The sequence below is a fragment of the Testudinibacter sp. 'clade 2' genome (genome assembly GCF_006227735.1).
Classification (GTDB): domain Bacteria; phylum Pseudomonadota; class Gammaproteobacteria; order Enterobacterales; family Pasteurellaceae; genus Chelonobacter.
Genome location: NZ_VDHB01000054.1, coordinates 25,073 through 43,148 on the forward strand (window position 1 = coordinate 25,073; position 18,076 = coordinate 43,148).

Below are 18,076 nucleotides of genomic sequence, written 5' to 3' on the forward strand. Positions count from 1 at the left end.
CAAAAGTGCGGTTCGAGATCACTCCCCAACCGCACTTTTACTTTTCAGCACGACTTTATACTACTCTGCTTCATGCTAGCAGTTCATGCTATAGCGCACCAAATTCGCCACGATTAAACGCATTGAATTTTTCGACCAACTCGGCACGGGTGTTCATCACAAACGGACCGTGCGCTGCAATCGGTTCATCAATCGGCACACCGCTGAGCAGCAGCAGTTTCACGGCTTCATCACCGGCTTGCAAACTGATTGCGCCAGCTTCTTGCTTGAAAGTCACCAACTCGGTCGGGCGTGCGACTTTATCATTGTTAATCAACGCATTGCCACGCAACGCCACTAACATCAGATTGTGTTCCGCCGGAATCGTCAGCACGGTTTTCCCGTTTGGATTGAGGTCAATTTCCCACATATTCAACTCGGTAAACGTGCGTGCTGCGCCTTGGTTGCCGTCGTAATTACCGGCGATCACCCGCAAACTGCCAGCACTCTTTGTCGACTCAGAATCCGCCAATTCAACCACCGGAATCTTGGCAGCCGGAATGCTTTGATAACCTGCCTCAGCGTTTTTATCTTTCGCCGGCAGATTCACCCACAATTGCACCATTTCAAACATTCCGCCTTCACGACTAAAACGCTCGCTATGGAACTCTTGGTGCACAATACCCCGTCCGGCGGTCATCCATTGTACATCGCCAGTGCCGATCACACCGCCATTACCAGTGCTATCACGGTGTTCCACCTCCCCTTGCAGTGCAATGGTCACGGTTTCAAAGCCGGCATGCGGATGTGATCCGACACCGCGTGGATTAGCCTCATTTGGCGCAAACCGTTGTGGCATGGCATAATCCAACATCAAAAACGGGCTGGTAAATTTGTCGTCCGCCATATGTGAAAACAGCGGAGAAACATAAAAGCCATCGCCAACCCAATGTTTGCTCGGGGCTGAATAAATTTTGTTAATAGTACGCATAGTGTTTTCCTTTATTATTCATTAATTTGTCATCATGCCACTGCGTTGCGCTTGGCGCAGTTTCAGCGGTGTTACGTCATTGCCGAGCGGATCGACCACCGTCACGCTGGCAAGTGAATTATTGACTTGTCCGCGAATCGCCATGAGATAGCGTTGTCTCAAGCGATCACGCTCATTTAATTCCGCCAGCGAAAGTGCGGTCAGCTTGGCTTTACGTGCCAGTTCATTAATTCGGTTCAGTTCAGGAATACGCATATTGTCCTCCTTGGTTATCCAGATTGCTGAATTGATGGGTGCAGTTTATAATCGTTGCGAAATGTGAACAAGATACAAAAATCAAACTTAAGGTTGCATAAATGGAACGAATTGACCTGAATGATATGCGCTTTTTTGTCGCAACGGTGCAAGCCGGCAGTTTGAGCCGTGCAGCAGAGCAACTGAACCTGCCCAAATCCCGTTTAAGCCGCCGTTTGACCGAATTGGAAACCGCACTTGGCAGTAAACTGCTGGATCGCGGGCGCAACGGCGTGCGTTTAAATGAACTGGGCGAACCTTTTTACCGCCACGCCATCATGATGTTGGAATGTGCCGACAATGCGGTCAACAGCGTGGCACAAAGTCTGAGTACACCACGCGGATTGCTGCGCATATCGCTGTCGAGCGAAGTGTTGCGCCACTGTATCACACCGCACTTGGGACAATACCTCCGCCGCTATCCTGAGGTGTCGTTGGATATTCATATGGAAAATCGCCGAATCAATATGATTCAAGATGGGATTGATATTGCACTGCGCGTCGGCTCGCCCGAACAAGAGGATTTGGTCGCGAAGAAGGTGGGCGAGATGACATTGGGACTGTACGCCTCTGTCGACTATCTGCACCAAAACGGCACACCGCAGACCCCAGATCAATTGGCACAACATACTTTGTTACACAAAAGTGACGGACGTGAATGGCTATTCCATCAACACGGGAAAAGTGAAAAAGTCAACGCCAACAAACGAGTCAATGCTAACGATGCCGGACTGTTGGCTGAGTTGGTGAACGATAATATCGGGATTGCGCTGCTGCCGGAAGTCGGTAGTTTGATCAATCCAAGCTGGATCAAGCTATTGCCCGATTGGACTCTCGACCCGGTGCCACTGTATGCGATTTATTACAAAAATCGGGGGTTTGTGCCAACCGTCAGAAGTTTTGTCGAGTTCGTAGCGGAATGCTTGTTGCTGACCTGAAAAATATGCTGTTGAAAAACGCAAGAGGAATAAGGTAAAAAATAGGCAGCATACTTTCCAGAACTACCGCATTTTTTAGGCAGTGTGAAGGCAGAAACCGCTGCGCTTGTTCTGCCCTGTAAAAATCTGCCTTACGTGTTAGGGTCTGTTGATAGCGCAAGTTTGTAACTTGTGCTGAAAAAATAATTACAATTCTTAGATTTTACTTATAAATCAAATGGAAAAAAGGCACAAATTGTAAACTTGCACCATCAGGCTCTCCACCTAATCGCAACCCAATCACTGTGCAAATTTTTACATCCTCCCTTGCAACAACACCTTCGCCAGTGAAACATGACCGGCATTGACACACACCGAATAAAATCTATTTGAAATAGGAATAAAAACGGGGATTCAAAATTCCCCCTCGCCTTAACAACAATTTTATGCTGTAATAATTCCCTCTCTTTCTCATAGTATTAAGGTTTAATCTATGACTCTCAGTGGCTTGTTTCTTGGGCTGATTTTCGGCTTTGTGTTACAGCGTGGGCGTTTTTGCCTGACGTCTGCTTTTCGTGATTTGCCTGCGGCAAAAATCCACCCTTTTCTAATTGTTGTGTTGATTGCAGTCAGTTTGCAGTCGATTGCGCTGTTTTCATTGCAAAGTTTTGGCGTTTTGACGCTGCCTAGCGACAGTTTGCCGCTGTTGGCAACGTTGATCGGTGGGCTGCTGTTTGGTGTCGGTATGGCATTTTCCGGGTGTTGCACCACCGGTGGCTGGTATCGCAGTGGTGAAGGCAAGATCAATAACTGGTTTACCGTGCTGATTTTTGCGTTGACGATGGCAGCCGCGCAGGGAGGCGTGCTGAAAGCCTGGTTTCGACCGCTGCTGGCAGATCCGCCGGAGTATGGCAATATCGACCAAACCTTAAATATTTCACCTTGGATTTTGGTTGCGCTGTTGGTCGCCACCACCGCACTGGTGAGTTACCGCTGGCTAAAAAGCTCAACCTCTCTACCCAAAACAACCACAAAGTGCGGTTCAAATCTCTTTTTATTAAAACCCTATCGTAATCCAATACTACTCGGCGCTTTGCTTGGCGCAATCGGCATCGCCGCTTGGCTGCTGAGTGCGCCGAGCGGACGCAATTTTGGCTTGGGGATCAGCGTGCCGTCTGCCAACCTGATTCAATATCTGGTCACCGGGCAAAGTCGTTACCTAAATTGGGGAACCTATCTGGTGATCGGCATTCCGCTTGGCGCATTGCTGGCAGCAAAACTCAGTGGCGAGTTGTGCCTGCGTACGCCAGCACCCATTCAATTAGCTAAAAGTGCGGTCGGCGGCTGCTTGATGGGCATTGGTGCCGCACTGTCCGGCGGCTGCACCATTGCCAACACCTTAGTCGCCACCGCCTATTTCTCTTGGCAAGGCTGGTTGGCAACCTTGATGATGATCATCGGTGTCTGGCTGACTTCACGTTTTTTCAGCAAACTACATTGTTCCGCATAATCCATATAAATTGGAGATAACCTAATGAAACTATGGCAAAAAACCACACTTGCCCTCGCCGTCGGTTTAGCCCTGACCGCTTGCGATAACCAAACTGTCACCACGATTGACACCGCTGAGCTGCTAAAAAATCTGGATAATCCTGAATATGTGATTATCGACAGCCGTCACGACAGTCTGTATAACGGCTTCAAAAGCGCAAATGCGATTCGCGGTGGACACATCACGGGCGCAATCCAATTCAGCACCACTTGGTTGGACAATATTTCGGCTGACCGATTTGAGGCATTTGCCGCCGATAAGGGGATCAGCAAAGATAAAACCCTTGTGTTTTATGACGATAATCTCGATGATTTGGAGCGAATCAGCGCCGAATTTGCGGCAAAAGGCTACAAAGTGCGGGTATTTAACGAGTTTATCAACTACGCCAATGTTGCGAGCAACCCGTTGGAGAAATTTCCGAATTATGCTTGGAGTGTGTCACCACAATGGCTGAATGCGGTGATGAACGGCGAAAAAGCGGAGAGTTTTAATAATGATCCAAGCAACCTGATGGTATTTGAAGTGTCGTGGGGCCCATTAGAAAAAGCCAACAGCTATGTTCAACATATCGCTGGCGCTTACCATTTTGATACTGATTGGGTCGAAAATGCCCCCGTGTGGAATCTGTCCGATCCGGCGCTGATTGAACAGAATTTGATTAAAAACGGCATCGATAAAGATAAAACCGTCGTGCTGTACTCCGACAATCAACTGGCGGCATTGCGGATTTTTTGGGCGTTGAAATGGGCTGGGGTGCAAGACGTGCGTTATTTGAACGGCGGTTTGTATATGTGGAAAGATCTGGATTATCCGACTGAAACCAAAGTGAACATTCCTGAGCCGGTTGCCGCTTTCGGTGCAACCATTCCGCAAAATCCGCAATACACTATTTCGATGCCGCAGCAAGCCATCGACCAAATGAAGAAGTATCACTTAAAACTGGTCAGCATTCGCTCGTGGGACGAATATACCGGCAAAGTCAGCGGTTATGACTACATTCCGGGCAAGGGCGAACCGCAAGGCGCTATTTGGGGCTTTGCCGGCACCGACTCCTCCAACGTGGCGGATTATTACGATCCGGACGGCACCTTGCGCAACCCATATGAAATTTTTAATTTATGGCAAGGGCAAGGCATTCAGCGCGGTGATCACTTGGCATTTTACTGCGGCACCGGCTGGCGTGCCGGTGTGCCGTGGTTTATCACCCAACTCACCGGCTGGACCAATACCGTGATCTATGACGGCGGTTGGAATGCCTGGCAAATGGATTCGATTTTCCCGGTGCAAAAAGGCGCGCCAAACAATATCAGCAAACCGAACCCGAAAAATGATTTTGGCAAGCTGCACAAAGCCGGAGCATCTTGTAAGAGCTGATAGCATAAGCCAAGTGCGGTTGCTACAATAGGGAACCGATAAATACAGGAGTAAACATCATGGCACAACAAATACAACAGGTCTTAGATTTCTGGTTTGATCAAAAAAACCAGCCGTATTGATTTGCGAAAAGTGAGGAATTTGATCAGCAAATCAGGCTCAAGTTTAGTGAATTATGGCAAGCAGTGGTCAATAATCAATGTTTGCTCTGGCGTGACTCCATTTATGGGCGTTTAGCGGAAATCATCGTGCTGGATCAATTTTCGCGTAATTTGCATCGCGATAGCCCACTCGCCTTTGCGCAAGATGAGCGAGCGTTGCAATTAGCACGGGAAAGCGTGCAATTGGCGGCTTATGCCGAGTTAAATCTGCAGCAACGCCAATTTTTACTGCTGCCCTATATGCACAGTGAATCTCAAGCTGTGCAGGCGGAAGGGCTGCCACTGTTTGCAGCGCTGAATAATCCGCTGGTATTGGATTTTGCCGAGCAACATAAGGTAATAATCGATCGCTTCGGACGCTTTCCCCACCGCAATTTCGTTTTAAACAGAGAAAGCAGTGCGGAAGAGCAGGCGTTTTTGCAGCAACCGGGTTCGTCATTTTAAGCTTCCAAATGTTAAGCTTCCAACTTACTCAGCAGCACGCTTTAAAACAGCGCTCAGCTTTTCAATACGTGCTGCCAAGCTTGGTAAGGACGAAGATAGCCATATCACATGTTTTTAATTCAGATCTCAACAGCCCCTAATAATGAAGAAAACAGTGATTAGTTTCACAAAACAATAATAATCAGATTTGCGAGTAACGTTTTTTTTGCTAATTTTTAATAATTATTTAACAAAGAGGCTTTGCCATGCAATTTCATCTCGCCAAACATTATCCCCCGACACGCCAAAATATCAGCAAACACTATCGAATTCATGAAAAAGACGCTATCGATGCCTTACAAAAAAGCTTAATTTTTACTACCGAACAGCAAGCACGGATTACGCAAAACGGTATTGATTTGATTAATCGAGTACGTAATATCAAGAAAAAAGAGTACGGCGTAGATGCGCTGATGAAAGAGTTTTCCTTAGGCGACGAAGAGGGAATTGCATTGATGTGTCTGGCGGAAGCCTTGCTGCGGATTCCAGACAATCAAACCCGTGACGAATTGATTCACGATAAGTTAAAAGAGGGCGATTGGCGCGCACATATCGGCAAATCCTCCTCTTTTTTCATCAATGCCGCCAGCTACGGGCTGTTGCTGGGTAAAAATTTGAGCCGCTCTTTTGATCCAGAGACGCTGTCCAGCGCCTTGACCCGCAGCTTCGCCCGGCTTTCTGCGCCGATGATGAGATTGGCGATGGTGCAGGCAATGAAAGTGCTGGGGGAGCAGTTTGTCACTGGCATTAATATTCAAGAGGCGTTAAACCGCACGAAAAAGCGCACGGAAAAAGGATACTGCTTCTCTTTCGATATGTTGGGCGAAGCAGCGCTGACTCAAGCAGATGCGGAGCGCTATTTTCAAGACTACTTAACCGCGATCGAAACCGTCGGCAAAGCAGCGCATAGCGATATTTATCGCGCGAACAGTGTTTCTGTTAAGCTATCGGCGATTCATCCCCGTTACAGCCGCGCACAATATGATCGGGTGATGACGGAGCTTTATCCCAAACTGAAACGGCTGTACCTGCTGGCAAAGCAGTATAACATCAGTGTGAATATTGATGCTGAGGAGGCAAGTCGGCTGGAGCTGTCACTGGATTTGGTCGAAAAACTACTCGACGAACCGGAACTGAAAGGCTATCGCGGCATCGGTTTTGTGGTGCAGGCGTATTCTAAACGCTGTCCTTATGTGATTGATTACCTGATTGCGTTGGCTAGGGAAAAATCCGCCTATTTGATGATCCGTCTGGTAAAAGGCGCGTATTGGGACAGTGAAATTAAATGGGCGCAAGCCGACGGCTTGGACGGCTTTCCGCTTTATACCCGAAAAAACCACACCGATATTGCCTATTTGGCTTGTGCGCAAAAATTGCTGGCGGCGCAAGATGTGGTTTATCCGCAGTTTGCGACCCACAATGTGCAAACGCTGTGTACGATTTACGAATTGGGACACGATAAACGGTATGAATTTCAATGTCTGCACGGCATGGGCGAAACGTTATATGACCAACTGATCGACCGGCAGGATTTCAACCGGCTGGTTCGGGTTTATGCACCGGTCGGCACGCACGAAACCTTACTGGCCTATTTGGTGCGCCGTTTGCTGGAAAACGGGGCGAACTCCTCGTTTGTGCACCAATTGGTCGACGAAAGCATACCAGCAGCACAATTGATGACACCGCCTTGGCAACATTACGCTGCATCTCAAGGAGAGGAAAACAGAGCGGTGCGTGCGCCGTCGGCGCTGTTTGCCGATCGGCTCAACTCATCGGGCTTTGATCTCACCAATGAATTAGAATTGGATAAATTGGAGCAGGCGCTTAATCAAGCACAGATTGCTAACGCAAGATCGCTATTGGCGGTGGACAATGAAGCCAGTCATTTAACGCCACATCCGGTGCGCAATCCGGCAGATCTGAATCAAGTCGTTGCCGAGGTGACGTTTTTTGCGCCCGAGCATCTTGAACCGATCTTCAATGCCGCCCGCCAGAGCGAATGGCAAGCACAAAGTGCGGTACAGCGTGCCCAGGTTTTGCGCAAAACAGCAGATTTATATCAGCAACATCATGGTTTATTGATGAAACTGGCGGTTTTAGAAGCGGGGAAAACTCTGCCGAATGCCATTGCCGAGCTGCGTGAAGCGATTGATTTTTTGCGTTATTACGCCGCTCAGCTAGACGATTTGCAGCAATGCGGCAGACTGGCGCCAGCAAGAGGAACCGCACTTTGTATTTCGCCGTGGAATTTTCCGTTGGCTATTTTTACCGGACAAATTGCTGCCGCTCTTGCCGCCGGTAATGCGGTGATCGCCAAACCGGCGGAGCAAACGTCTTTAATTGCGTATGCCGCAGTCAACTTGTTCTATCAAGCCGGTTTACCACGCAGCGCCTTACAGCTGATCTTGGGTGCAGGCGATGTCGGTGCGGCCTTGGTCAAGCTGCCGTTCGATGCTATCGTCTTCACCGGTTCGACCGACGTCGCCAAACTGATTGCCGAACAATGCGCCCAAGCCGAAAACGAACCGGTGTTAATCGCCGAAACCGGCGGACAAAATGTGTTGGTCGTAGACTCATCGGCATTGTCCGAGCAAGTGGTGGCGGACGTGCTGAGTTCGGCTTTCGACTCCGCCGGACAGCGTTGTTCCGCATTGCGCGTGCTGTTGTTGCAACAAGAAGTAGCAGACAAACTCTATACTATGTTGGCACAGGCGCTACAAGAACTGACACTGGGCAATCCTGCCCTGCTGGCGACCGATATCGGACCGGTGATCGATGAGGAAGCCAAGCGCAATCTGCTGGTGCACAAAGCCAAAATGCGTGGGCTTGCACGCCGCTATATCGAATTGGAAAGTGCGGATAACCCCGAAGCGCAGGCGCAAGGCCACTATGTTGCGCCTGCGATCTACCTGCTGGATGATTTGCAGCAGTTGCAACGAGAAGTGTTCGGGCCGATTTTACATATCGTGCCTTACCGCAAAGCACAGTTAGCACAGCAGTTGCAGGCGGTAAATGCCAAAGGGTATGCGTTGACCGGCGGTTGCCATAGCCGGATTCGCAAGCAGATTGATTTTGTCGAACGTCATCTCAAGTGCGGTAATTTTTATGTAAACCGTAACATTGTCGGTGCAGTGGTTGGCGTGCAGCCGTTCGGTGGACACAGTTTGTCCGGCACCGGCCCGAAAGCCGGTGGCGAATTTTACTTGCAGCGCCTGACCCGCGCAACGGATTACTACAGCCGCTTCGGTGATGAAAAAACCTTGCTTCATGCAAAACCGCAACTCGACAGTATTACCGGCGAAGAAAATACGCTGGCGTATTTTAGCGGCGAGGTGGCGATTTTAAACGGTGATCTTCAAGCAGCACAACAGGCGGCAGAGAGGCTACGGGCGCACGGGTTCTCGATTGTGGTCGAACCGTCACATCCGTTGGCGCAATCACCACAAAGCGGCGTGCGGATTGCCACACAGTGGAAAGATTGCCAAAAAGGCGTGTTTTTAGCGCCATTGAGCGCAGCACAGCGTTTAGCTTTACAGCAAAGCCGTGATGCGATTTTTAAATGTTATGATTGGCAACAAACACAGGATATTATGCCGCTTTACGATGAATTTTCGCGCAGTGAAAACACCACTGCTGCTGGCGGCAATGCCTCTTTAATGGCAACACAAGAACAATAATCTTATAGGAAGAACTATGCAAAACTATCAAATTTATATCACGTTCGGGTTATATCTGCTGATTATTTTGGGGATAGGCGTTTATGCTTACCGCTCCACCCAAAATTTCGACGACTACATTTTAGGCGGGCGCAAAATGGGCAGCTTCGTCACGGCAATGTCGGCCGGGGCTTCCGATATGTCCGGCTGGTTGCTGATGGGCTTGCCCGGGGCGATCTTTATATCCGGCCTGTCGGAGGCTTGGATCGCTGTCGGTTTGACCATCGGTGCTTATTTTAATTATCGGGTGGTGGCAGCCCGCTTGCGGATTTTTACCGAAAAATATAAAAATGCGCTCACCTTACCGGAATTTTTTGCCCAGCGTTTTCCGCAACAAAAGAAAGCACTGAAAATCATCTCCTCTTCGATTATTCTGTTTTTCTTCACCATCTATTGTGCTTCCGGTGTCGTTGCCGGTGCAAAATTGTTTCAAAGCCTACTGGGACTGGATTATTCGACCGCACTTTGGCTGGGCGCGCTGGCAACCATCACCTACACCTTTATCGGTGGCTATTTAGCGGTCTCTTGGAGCGACACCATTCAAGCCACTTTAATGATTTTTGCCCTCTTGCTGGCGCCGGTGATGGTGTTGCTGCATTTAACCTGGGAAGACATCAATTTGGCATTAACCGCAAAATCGGAAATGACCGGTATTCCGTATGCCAACTGGTTGCACAATGTGTCCGGCATCGGTGTGATCTCGGCGTTGGCTTGGGGACTGGGTTATTTCGGACAGCCGCATATTCTAGCCCGCTTCATGGCGGCGGACTCGGTGCAATCACTACAAAATGCGCGCAAAATCGGGATTACTTGGATGTTTTTATGTCTTGGCGGTGCAGTGGCGGTCGGTTATTTCGGCTTGGCCTATTTTAGTGCCAATCAAATTCCGTTAGACAACGCCGAATCAGTGTTTATTGAATTATCCCGTTTGATGTTTAATCCTTGGATTGTCGGCATTGTACTGTCTGCTATTTTGGCGGCGGTGATGAGCACCTTATCCGCACAATTACTGATGTGTTCTGCTGCGGTAACGGAAGATTTCTATAAAGGTTTTCTACGCAAAACCGCTTCCAGCAATGAGCTGGTCTGGGTCGGACGTTTTATGGTTTTGGTGATTTCCGCCATTGCCATTCTGATTGCACAAGATCCCTCTTCGGGGGTGATGAAACTGGTGTCTTATGCCTGGGCGGGGTTCGGCGCCGCATTCGGACCGGTGGTGATTTTATCGCTGTTTAATCGCAATATCACCTCGTCAGCCGCCCTGTGGGGCATGCTTTGCGGCGCAGTGACGGTGGTGGTATGGAGTCCGTTAATGCAGTATCTTGGTTGGGCGGATTTAGCCAAGCTGTACGAAATTATTCCGGGTTTTTTAATCTGCTCTTTCATCACCATCACCTCATCACTGTTTTCTGCGGAAGATAGTGCGGTCGCTGAACAATTTGACCAAGCGTTGGCAGAGTTTAACCTGCGTTCGAAAGGCTAGGACGTGCCATCATTTAATTTTACCCGGTAAAATCCCTTGAAACAGCTCACGGCTTTTCAAGGGTTGGCTGCCGAGATAGGGCTTCAACGCCATACGGGTAAAGCGTTTGGCAGCTTGCAGGATATGTTTTTGTTCGGTGCCCAGTTTGTCGAAGGCTAAGCTGGCGAAGATCAGCAGTTCATCACCGTAAAAGGTTTGGTTGTTTTTGAGCAGCGAGGCGATAAAGCCCTGTTCAGCACGGTATTGATAACTCATCTGCGGCTCAATCGGCAAGCCCGAACCAGCGCAATGCAGGAAATCCACACCATAACCGAGCGTTTGCAGCAGCTGAAATTCAAATTTGCGTAAGCATGGTTCAACTGCTGTATGAACCGCACTTTCATTGTCGGCATGGCTGATATGGCAAGTGGCAAGTGCGGTCAAACAGTGCAGATAATCCTGAAACAGTTGTGGATAAGGCGCTTCGGTTTCGATCACCCTACATACCAACTCATTGATATAAAAAGCGCTGTAAAGTGCGGTATGCTCCAACGGCAAGGCGAGCGAAATCGCCTCCGCTTTGGTCAAAATCTTCAAATCACCTTTGCCTGTCCAACGCAACAACAATGGTGTAAACGGCTGCAACAGGCTTTTCAACGCCGAACGCTTTGCCCGTGCGCCTTTCGCCAGCACGGTCAAACGTCCGCTCTCCTCAGTGAAAAGATCGACCAACAGACTGGTTTCATTGTAGGGTCTGCGATGTAGCACAAAGCCACGCTGCCACGCTTCGATAATCGTTGTCCTTTTAAATTAATCTATGTTGATTTCAGACATTCAGTTTAACTAAAAAGTGCGGTCAGGGAAAATACAGGATTAATCATATTGCACTTTGATCAACACTTTTTCCTGAATTGAACGCTTAGCTGCCACCGCAACGCAAACAGCTCGCGCCGGGCTGTCATGTAAAACACTATGCTGTTGTCCTTGCAAGTGCTGCAACACGCTTAGCGCTTCAATTTCTACTGCACGACTCAGCCAAAACGGACAGAGTTCATTAATTTGGTTGTATTTTTGCGTACTTTTTCCGTTTTCGCGCAACGACAAATCCGCCTCAAATTCATCGTATAAATTAAACTGCTGGCGACGTCCGTCAGCAAACGACAACGTGAGCGTTGAGGTAAAGAAATTCACTACCAACGATCCCAATTCGCCGTGAATCGAAATACCCCATTCATGCAGACGGTAAGCCGTACCCATTTCCAACGAGCCAAAAACGCCGCTTTTAAATTGCAGCAACAGTTGAATAATATCATGGTTATCCGGTGTGTCTGAATGAGCGCGATTGGTGGATTGGGCATAAACCGAGTCGACTTCGCCCAACAGCCAACACAATAAATCCAGTTCGTGAATTTCATGCAACAGCTTGCCGCCGGTTAATTTGATATCATTTTTCCACCAGTTTTTATCCCGTGCCGAATCAATCCAGCGCTGGCGGTTAGCTCTGGCAACGGTGATTTTTCCCAGCGCCTGCTGTTCAATCAACTGTTTCGCTTTGAGCAAGCCCGGTAAAGCACGCAACACATGCCCGATAAATACCGGTTTATCGGTCTGCGCCGCCAGGGTCAAAATTTGGTGGCAATCTTCTGCTTCAGTGGCAAACGGCGTTTCGATAAACACCGCACAGCCGGCTTGTAAAGCCTGCTCAGCAACTTGGCGGTGCGCATAGTTGTAGGTAGCGATTAATACCAGATCTGGCTTAGTTTGTTGCAACATATCAGCGACATCAAGGTAAGCGACAGTATTTAATGAAGTCGCTAAATCCACTGCCTGTTGATGGTGTATATCTTGCACTCCGACCAGTTCAGCGCCATTTTTTTGAAAGCCGTAAGCCAATTGCTGACCAAAAAAACCACAGCCGATCAGCGCAACTTTGATTGAATTCATTGAAGGTGTTCTCCTTGTTAAACGGTGGCGGTTAAACGTCTGCGGATCCCTTGAAAATAGACCAGAATCGCATGTTGAGTACGCTCCAAGTCGCGCGCCTCGATGGCATCAACCCAGTCACGATATTGCATGGCAAGTGCGGTCGGGGTGATATTATTCGGTGGTAATTCGTGATCCAATAATTGATAAATCTGCCAAAAAGCGTCCAAATATTGCAGCAGCAATTGATTTTCGGTTGAGCGGTAGATCAGGAGGTGAACTTGTTGCTCCTCTTCCACAGAAAATTGGGCATCGCGGGCATTCTGTTCTATTGTGGCGACAAGCTGTTGCAACTGTTCAACCGCTTGATCGCTTATTTTTGCCAGTGCCAGTGGTGCAAAACCATATTGCAAAATCTCACGTACATCCAAAATATCCAGCAGGCACTTCAAATCATTTTGTAAATGCAATTGTGCATGAAATGCCAAGCCACGAATCATCGGCACCAGAGAAGATTCGCCGACAAAGGTTCCGATCCCGTGATGAATATCCAAAATATGCAGTGCTTCTAATGACTTAATTGCTTCACGTAGGCTAGAACGGCTAACCCCCAAAAGCTCAATCAATTCATTTTCGGTCGGCATTAAATCGCCCGGTTTTAGATTTTTTTCTAAAATCAGCGATTTAATTTCCTCTTGCAACTCCAAAGTTGCTGCTTTTTTGGTTATTTTCTTCATTTTTATCATTTTGTGATCTTCATCACGGTTATTTATCCAAAGATAGGACATCATATGTCTATCCAATTTTAGATATATGATGTCTTATGTTTATGGCATCATATTAAATCATATTTCTGCCTTTGTCAGAAAAATCTTCACTCCATGACCGAAGGAAACCAAGATGGCTACTTTATCACTACGTCATATTTTTAAACGTTACACCAACGGTTTTGAAGCCGTACAAGACTTTAATTTGGAAGTCGCAGACAAAGAATTTATCGCGCTGGTCGGCCCTTCAGGCTGCGGAAAATCAACAACATTGCGCATGATCGCCGGGTTGGAAAGTATCTCTGACGGCGAGTTTTATATTGATGATCGGCTAATGAATGATATTGAACCGAAAGATCGTGATATTGCGATGGTGTTCCAGTCATATGCGCTGTATCCGCATATGAGTGTGTATGAAAATATGGCGTTTGCCTTGAAGTTGCGCAAAATAGACAGTGCTGAAATCGATCGCAAGGTTAAAGAAGCCGCCAAAATTTTAGGATTAGACGAGTTATTAAATCGCAAGCCAAAAGCCTTGTCCGGCGGTCAGCGGCAACGGGTGGCGCTTGGCAGAACCATTGTGCGTTCACCAAAAGTGTTTTTGATGGACGAACCGCTGTCTAACCTCGATGCTAAATTACGCAGCAATATGCGTGCCGAAATTATTCGGATTCATAAAACCTTGAATGCCACCACCGTGTACGTAACGCACGATCAAACCGAAGCAATGACAATGGCGGATAGAATTGTGGTGATGAGCGGCGGTGTGGTCAAACAAATCGGCTCACCGAAAGCCATTTATGATCACCCTGACAATCTGTTTGTCGCCGGTTTTATCGGCGCACCAACCATGAATTTCCTGCACGGCAAAATTGAAAACGGCTTTTTTGTTACCGCCGATAACTATCAGCTCAGCATTCCTGACGAGGCTTATCGGCAACTAGAGCGCCAAAGTGCGGTCGGCAAAGCGGTCATTTTAGGGATTCGCCCGGAAAATATTTCGAACGAACCATTGTTATTGGGTTCGTATCAAAAAGCGATGATTACCGCACCAGTCAATGTGGCAGAACTACTGGGCGCAGAATACATTGTTCACACCAGTTTGGGCGAGCAACCGATTAAAGCGATTGTACACTCCAGACAACAAATCAAAATGGATGAAAAAATCAGCCTGGCGTTTGATATGAAACGGGCACATTTTTTTGATCCGCAAACAGAGCAATCGCTCTTATAACCCCCTGTAACGAGCTATTCATAAGGAGCATGATATGAAATTCAGAAAAGTAATGACGGCAGCGGCTTCATTGGTGTTGGGTGCTTTTGTCCTAAGCGGTTGCGATGACAGCAAAACAGCAAATACGGCTGCCCCTACAGCAACTAACGGCGAATTGGCCGGCAATATTACCGTGTGGCACTCGTTCACGCAAGGCCCGCGCCTGGAAGTGATTCAAGCGGCAGCCAATGATTTTATGCAACAACATCCGCAAGTTAAAATCAAGATTGAAACCTTTTCTTGGAATGACTTTTACACCAAATGGACAACCGGTCTGGCGTCCGGCAATGTACCGGATATGAGTACCGCACTGCCAAACCAAGTGGTGGAAATGATTAATGTCGGTGCGTTGCAACCCATCAATGATGTCATTGATACCCTGGGACGGGATAAATTCTCGGCTGCCGCCATTAACGAAGGTACGGTCGATAACCAAAATTACTCTCTTCCGCTGTATTCCCACGCGCAAGTGATGTGGATTCGTAAAGATTTGTTGGCACAAAATAATCTGGAAGTACCAAAAACCTGGGATGAATTGTATCAAACGGCTAAATTACTAACCAAAGACGGTGTTTACGGGCTGTCGGTGCCGATGGGAACCAATGATTTTATGGCAACCCGCTTTTTGAATTTCTACGTCAAGAGCGGTGGCGGCAGCTTGCTGACTCCGGATCTAAAAGTAGATTTGACCAGCCCATTGGCGCAGGACGGTATTAAATACTGGGTGAAAATGTATCAAGAAACCTCACCAAAAGATTCGATTAACTATAACGTACTGCAACAAGCCACACTGTATTATCAAGGCAAAACCGCCTTTGACTTCAATTCCGGCTTCCAAATCGGTGGCGTAAAAGCGAATTCACCACAACTTTTGGAACAAATTGATGCTTACCCGATGCCGAAAATTAATGCAAATGACCCAGATTACGGTATTGAAACCTCGAATATTCCGCTCGTTGTCTGGAAAAGCAGTAAACACCCGGAAATCAGTAAAGCGTTTATTGAAACCTTATATCAAAAAGATCGCTATATTCAATTTTTAAGTTCGGTTCCGGTCGGAATGTTGCCGGCAGTCAGCGGTATTTCAGATGATCCGGCGTATAAAGACAATCCAGTGATTCAACAATTTGCTCATGCAGAAAAAGTGATTGAAAGTGCGGTGCGCACCGGAACTGCAATCGGCTATGAACATGGTCCGAGTGTGCAAGGCGGATTGCTGACTAACCAACACATTATTGAAGCGATGTTCCAAGATATTGTGACACACGGTACCGATCCAATGACTGCGGCACAAAAAGCAGAAAAACAACTGAACGAGTTGTTTGCAACAGTGACTGCAAAATAGACGCTCCGGGTCGAGGCGAGCTGCTGTTTGCTGGCTTCGACCCACCCTAATTCAATAACCCCGTTATTTCCGTGCTCTGTTTTAATGGAGAGGAGGTTACTTATGCTTCAAAAAAGCTATACCCGCTGGATTTTTGTGTTGCCGGCGATGCTGGTCGTCTCGGCGCTGTTTGTTTATCCGTTTCTTTCCAGCATTTTTTACAGCTTTACCAACAAAAATTTGATCATGCCCCACTACAGCTTTGTTGGGTTTGACAACTACCGTGCGGTGTTGATCGATCCGCAGTTTTGGTGGGCATTTTTCAACTCGATTAAATGGACAGTGCTATCACTGGTCGGGCAAGTATTGGTCGGATTTGCCTTAGCAATTGCCTTAAATCGTATCCGCCATCTGCAGTGGCTATATAAAATTTTGCTGATTATTCCTTGGGCATTTCCAACCATTGTTATCGCCTTTTCTTGGCAATGGATTCTCAACGGCGTTTACGGCTACTTGCCGAATATGATCACCAAACTGGGGCTGATGGACATTGCACCTAGTTTCTTGTCCGACAGCTCTTGGGCATTTGTCAGTCTGGTGTTTATCAACATCTGGTTTGGTGCTCCGTTGATCATGGTAAACGTTTTATCCGCTTTGCAAACCGTGCCGGCAGAGCAATATGAAGCCGCCAAAATTGACGGGGCTAATGCCTGGCAGGTTTTCCGCCACATTACGTTACCGCACATTAAAGTAGTGATCGGCTTATTGGTGGTACTGAGAACCGTCTGGGTGTTTAATAACTTCGATATTATTTATCTAATCACCGGCGGCGGTCCGGCGAACTCCACGATGACCATTCCAATTTATGCCTACAACATGGGCTGGGGCACTAAAATGCTGGGTCGTTCTTCGGCGGTTACGGTGCTGTTGTTTATCTTCCTGCTGCTAATCTGCTTTATCTACTTCAAAGTGATCAACCGCTGGGAAAAAGAAGGGGAATAAATGATGAAAAAGAAAAGCTCAATTTTTGGTGATATTATCTCGTATCTGTTTTTGACTGTCGCCACCATTATTGCGGTATTCCCATTGGTTTGGATTGTGATCTCCTCACTGAAAGGCAAAGGAGAATTAACCAGCGATCCGACGCGCTTCTGGCCGAAAGTATTAACCCTCGATTACTTCGATCATGTGATCAACGGCTTGAATTTCGCAGTAAACATTAAAAACAGCTTGCTGATTGCCCTGGTGACAACGTTTATCGCCATCGTTATTTCTTCGATGGCAGCCTACGGCATTGTGCGCTTCTTCCCTAAGTTGGGCGCAATCATGTCGAAATTGCTGATCACCACCTATATTTTTCCACCGATTTTATTGGCGATTCCCTATTCCATTGCCATGGCAAAAGTCGGATTAACCAACACAACCACCGGACTGATTATTGTCTATCTGTCGTTCAGTGTGCCTTATGCGGTTTGGCTGCTAGTCGGCTTTTTCCGCACCGTGCCGATAGAAATAGAAGAAGCCGCTCGGATTGACGGCGCCAATAAATTCACGGTGTTCTTTAAAATCGTACTGCCATTGGTCGCACCGGGCATTGTCGCCACCGCAATCTACACCTTTATCAATGCGTGGAACGAATTCTTATATGCCTTAATTCTGGTGAATGATACCAGCAAAATGACGGTTGCCGTTGCCCTGCGTTCATTAAACGGCGCAGAAATTTTAGATTGGGGCGATATGATGGCGGCATCGGTGTTGGTGGTTATTCCGTCCGTGATTTTCTTCTGTTTTATCCAAAACAAGATTGCAGGAGGATTGTCTGAAGGATCCGTCAAATAATCAAATTATTGCAAATTCAAA

The 18,076-nt window shown here is 47.6% G+C and carries 14 protein-coding genes and 1 pseudogene; 10 read left to right on the forward strand and 5 right to left on the reverse strand.

The window, feature by feature from the left end:
• Nucleotides 1-88: 88 nt before the first annotated feature.
• On the reverse strand, nt 89-970 hold the full coding sequence (locus tag FHQ30_RS04745; RefSeq protein WP_139610889.1) for a pirin family protein: 882 nt from the start codon (nt 968-970) through the stop codon (nt 89-91).
• A 21-nt stretch (nt 971-991) separates the two neighbouring features.
• Nucleotides 992-1,225 carry a DUF896 domain-containing protein gene (locus tag FHQ30_RS04750; RefSeq protein WP_139609827.1) on the reverse strand — a complete coding sequence of 78 codons (234 nt, stop codon included), beginning with the start codon at nt 1,223-1,225 and terminating at the stop codon, nt 992-994.
• Nucleotides 1,226-1,326: 101 nt separating this feature from the next.
• On the opposite strand from FHQ30_RS04750, the gene FHQ30_RS04755 reads away from it, so the two are divergent.
• From FHQ30_RS04755 to putP, 6 genes and pseudogenes are all read left to right on the forward strand, one after another.
• Nucleotides 1,327-2,202, forward strand: coding sequence for a LysR family transcriptional regulator (locus FHQ30_RS04755; RefSeq protein ID WP_139610888.1), 876 nt, complete (start codon nt 1,327-1,329; stop codon nt 2,200-2,202).
• A 472-nt stretch (nt 2,203-2,674) separates the two neighbouring features.
• Nucleotides 2,675-3,691: a YeeE/YedE family protein gene (locus FHQ30_RS04760; RefSeq protein WP_139610887.1), complete on the forward strand. Its 1,017-nt coding sequence runs from the start codon at nt 2,675-2,677 to the stop codon at nt 3,689-3,691.
• 24 nt (nt 3,692-3,715) lie between these two features.
• A complete protein-coding gene (locus FHQ30_RS04765; RefSeq protein WP_139610886.1) occupies nt 3,716-5,107 on the forward strand; it encodes a rhodanese-like domain-containing protein in 1,392 nt (463 codons plus the stop codon).
• A gap of 134 nt (nt 5,108-5,241) precedes the next feature.
• Nucleotides 5,242-5,712: pseudogene (locus FHQ30_RS04770) on the forward strand (DUF924 family protein); the annotation flags it as partial.
• Between the two features lie 245 nt (nt 5,713-5,957).
• The gene (putA, locus tag FHQ30_RS04775; protein WP_139610885.1) at nt 5,958-9,428 is read left to right on the forward strand and encodes a bifunctional proline dehydrogenase/L-glutamate gamma-semialdehyde dehydrogenase PutA; all 3,471 of its coding nucleotides are present in this window, start codon (nt 5,958-5,960) and stop codon (nt 9,426-9,428) included.
• 16 nt (nt 9,429-9,444) lie between these two features.
• Nucleotides 9,445-10,950, forward strand: coding sequence for a sodium/proline symporter PutP (gene putP, locus FHQ30_RS04780; protein ID WP_139610884.1), 1,506 nt, complete (start codon nt 9,445-9,447; stop codon nt 10,948-10,950).
• A gap of 9 nt (nt 10,951-10,959) precedes the next feature.
• Here the strand turns inward: putP and recO are convergent, their stop codons facing one another.
• From recO to FHQ30_RS04795, 3 genes are all read right to left on the reverse strand, one after another.
• Nucleotides 10,960-11,724 (reverse strand): DNA repair protein RecO, encoded by a 765-nt coding sequence (gene recO / locus FHQ30_RS04785; RefSeq protein WP_139610883.1) that lies wholly within the window; start codon nt 11,722-11,724, stop codon nt 10,960-10,962.
• A gap of 78 nt (nt 11,725-11,802) precedes the next feature.
• Complete coding sequence (locus FHQ30_RS04790; RefSeq protein ID WP_139610882.1) at nt 11,803-12,873, reverse strand: Gfo/Idh/MocA family protein; 1,071 nt, start codon at nt 12,871-12,873, stop codon at nt 11,803-11,805.
• 17 nt (nt 12,874-12,890) lie between these two features.
• Nucleotides 12,891-13,589 carry a FadR/GntR family transcriptional regulator gene (locus FHQ30_RS04795; RefSeq protein WP_139610881.1) on the reverse strand — a complete coding sequence of 233 codons (699 nt, stop codon included), beginning with the start codon at nt 13,587-13,589 and terminating at the stop codon, nt 12,891-12,893.
• Between the two features lie 163 nt (nt 13,590-13,752).
• On the opposite strand from FHQ30_RS04795, the gene FHQ30_RS04800 reads away from it, so the two are divergent.
• From FHQ30_RS04800 to FHQ30_RS04815, 4 genes are all read left to right on the forward strand, one after another.
• Complete coding sequence (locus tag FHQ30_RS04800) at nt 13,753-14,853, forward strand: ABC transporter ATP-binding protein (RefSeq protein WP_139610880.1); 1,101 nt, start codon at nt 13,753-13,755, stop codon at nt 14,851-14,853.
• A 34-nt stretch (nt 14,854-14,887) separates the two neighbouring features.
• Complete coding sequence (locus FHQ30_RS04805; protein WP_139610879.1) at nt 14,888-16,237, forward strand: ABC transporter substrate-binding protein; 1,350 nt, start codon at nt 14,888-14,890, stop codon at nt 16,235-16,237.
• A gap of 102 nt (nt 16,238-16,339) precedes the next feature.
• Entirely contained in the window at nt 16,340-17,218 is an 879-nt protein-coding gene (locus tag FHQ30_RS04810) for a carbohydrate ABC transporter permease (protein ID WP_132965846.1), read from the forward strand.
• A complete protein-coding gene (locus tag FHQ30_RS04815) occupies nt 17,219-18,055 on the forward strand; it encodes a carbohydrate ABC transporter permease (protein ID WP_267963707.1) in 837 nt (278 codons plus the stop codon).
• Nucleotides 18,056-18,076: the final 21 nt, after the last annotated feature.

Bases quoted from the DNA above. Each gene is read 5' to 3' on its own strand.
- putP (WP_139610884.1), top strand. From the start codon at position 9,445: ATGCAAAACTATCAAATTTATATCACGTTCGGGTTATATCTGCTGATT.
- FHQ30_RS04795 (WP_139610881.1), bottom strand. From the start codon at position 13,589: ATGAAGAAAATAACCAAAAAAGCAGCAACTTTGGAGTTGCAAGAGGAA.
- FHQ30_RS04755 (WP_139610888.1), top strand. From the start codon at position 1,327: ATGGAACGAATTGACCTGAATGATATGCGCTTTTTTGTCGCAACGGTG.
- putA (WP_139610885.1), top strand. From the start codon at position 5,958: ATGCAATTTCATCTCGCCAAACATTATCCCCCGACACGCCAAAATATC.
- FHQ30_RS04800 (WP_139610880.1), top strand. From the start codon at position 13,753: ATGGCTACTTTATCACTACGTCATATTTTTAAACGTTACACCAACGGT.
- FHQ30_RS04765 (WP_139610886.1), top strand. From the start codon at position 3,716: ATGAAACTATGGCAAAAAACCACACTTGCCCTCGCCGTCGGTTTAGCC.
- FHQ30_RS04760 (WP_139610887.1), top strand. From the start codon at position 2,675: ATGACTCTCAGTGGCTTGTTTCTTGGGCTGATTTTCGGCTTTGTGTTA.
- FHQ30_RS04750 (WP_139609827.1), bottom strand. From the start codon at position 1,225: ATGCGTATTCCTGAACTGAACCGAATTAATGAACTGGCACGTAAAGCC.
- FHQ30_RS04745 (WP_139610889.1), bottom strand. From the start codon at position 970: ATGCGTACTATTAACAAAATTTATTCAGCCCCGAGCAAACATTGGGTT.
- FHQ30_RS04810 (WP_132965846.1), top strand. From the start codon at position 16,340: ATGCTTCAAAAAAGCTATACCCGCTGGATTTTTGTGTTGCCGGCGATG.
- FHQ30_RS04805 (WP_139610879.1), top strand. From the start codon at position 14,888: ATGAAATTCAGAAAAGTAATGACGGCAGCGGCTTCATTGGTGTTGGGT.
- FHQ30_RS04815 (WP_267963707.1), top strand. From the start codon at position 17,219: ATGATGAAAAAGAAAAGCTCAATTTTTGGTGATATTATCTCGTATCTG.
- FHQ30_RS04790 (WP_139610882.1), bottom strand. From the start codon at position 12,873: ATGAATTCAATCAAAGTTGCGCTGATCGGCTGTGGTTTTTTTGGTCAG.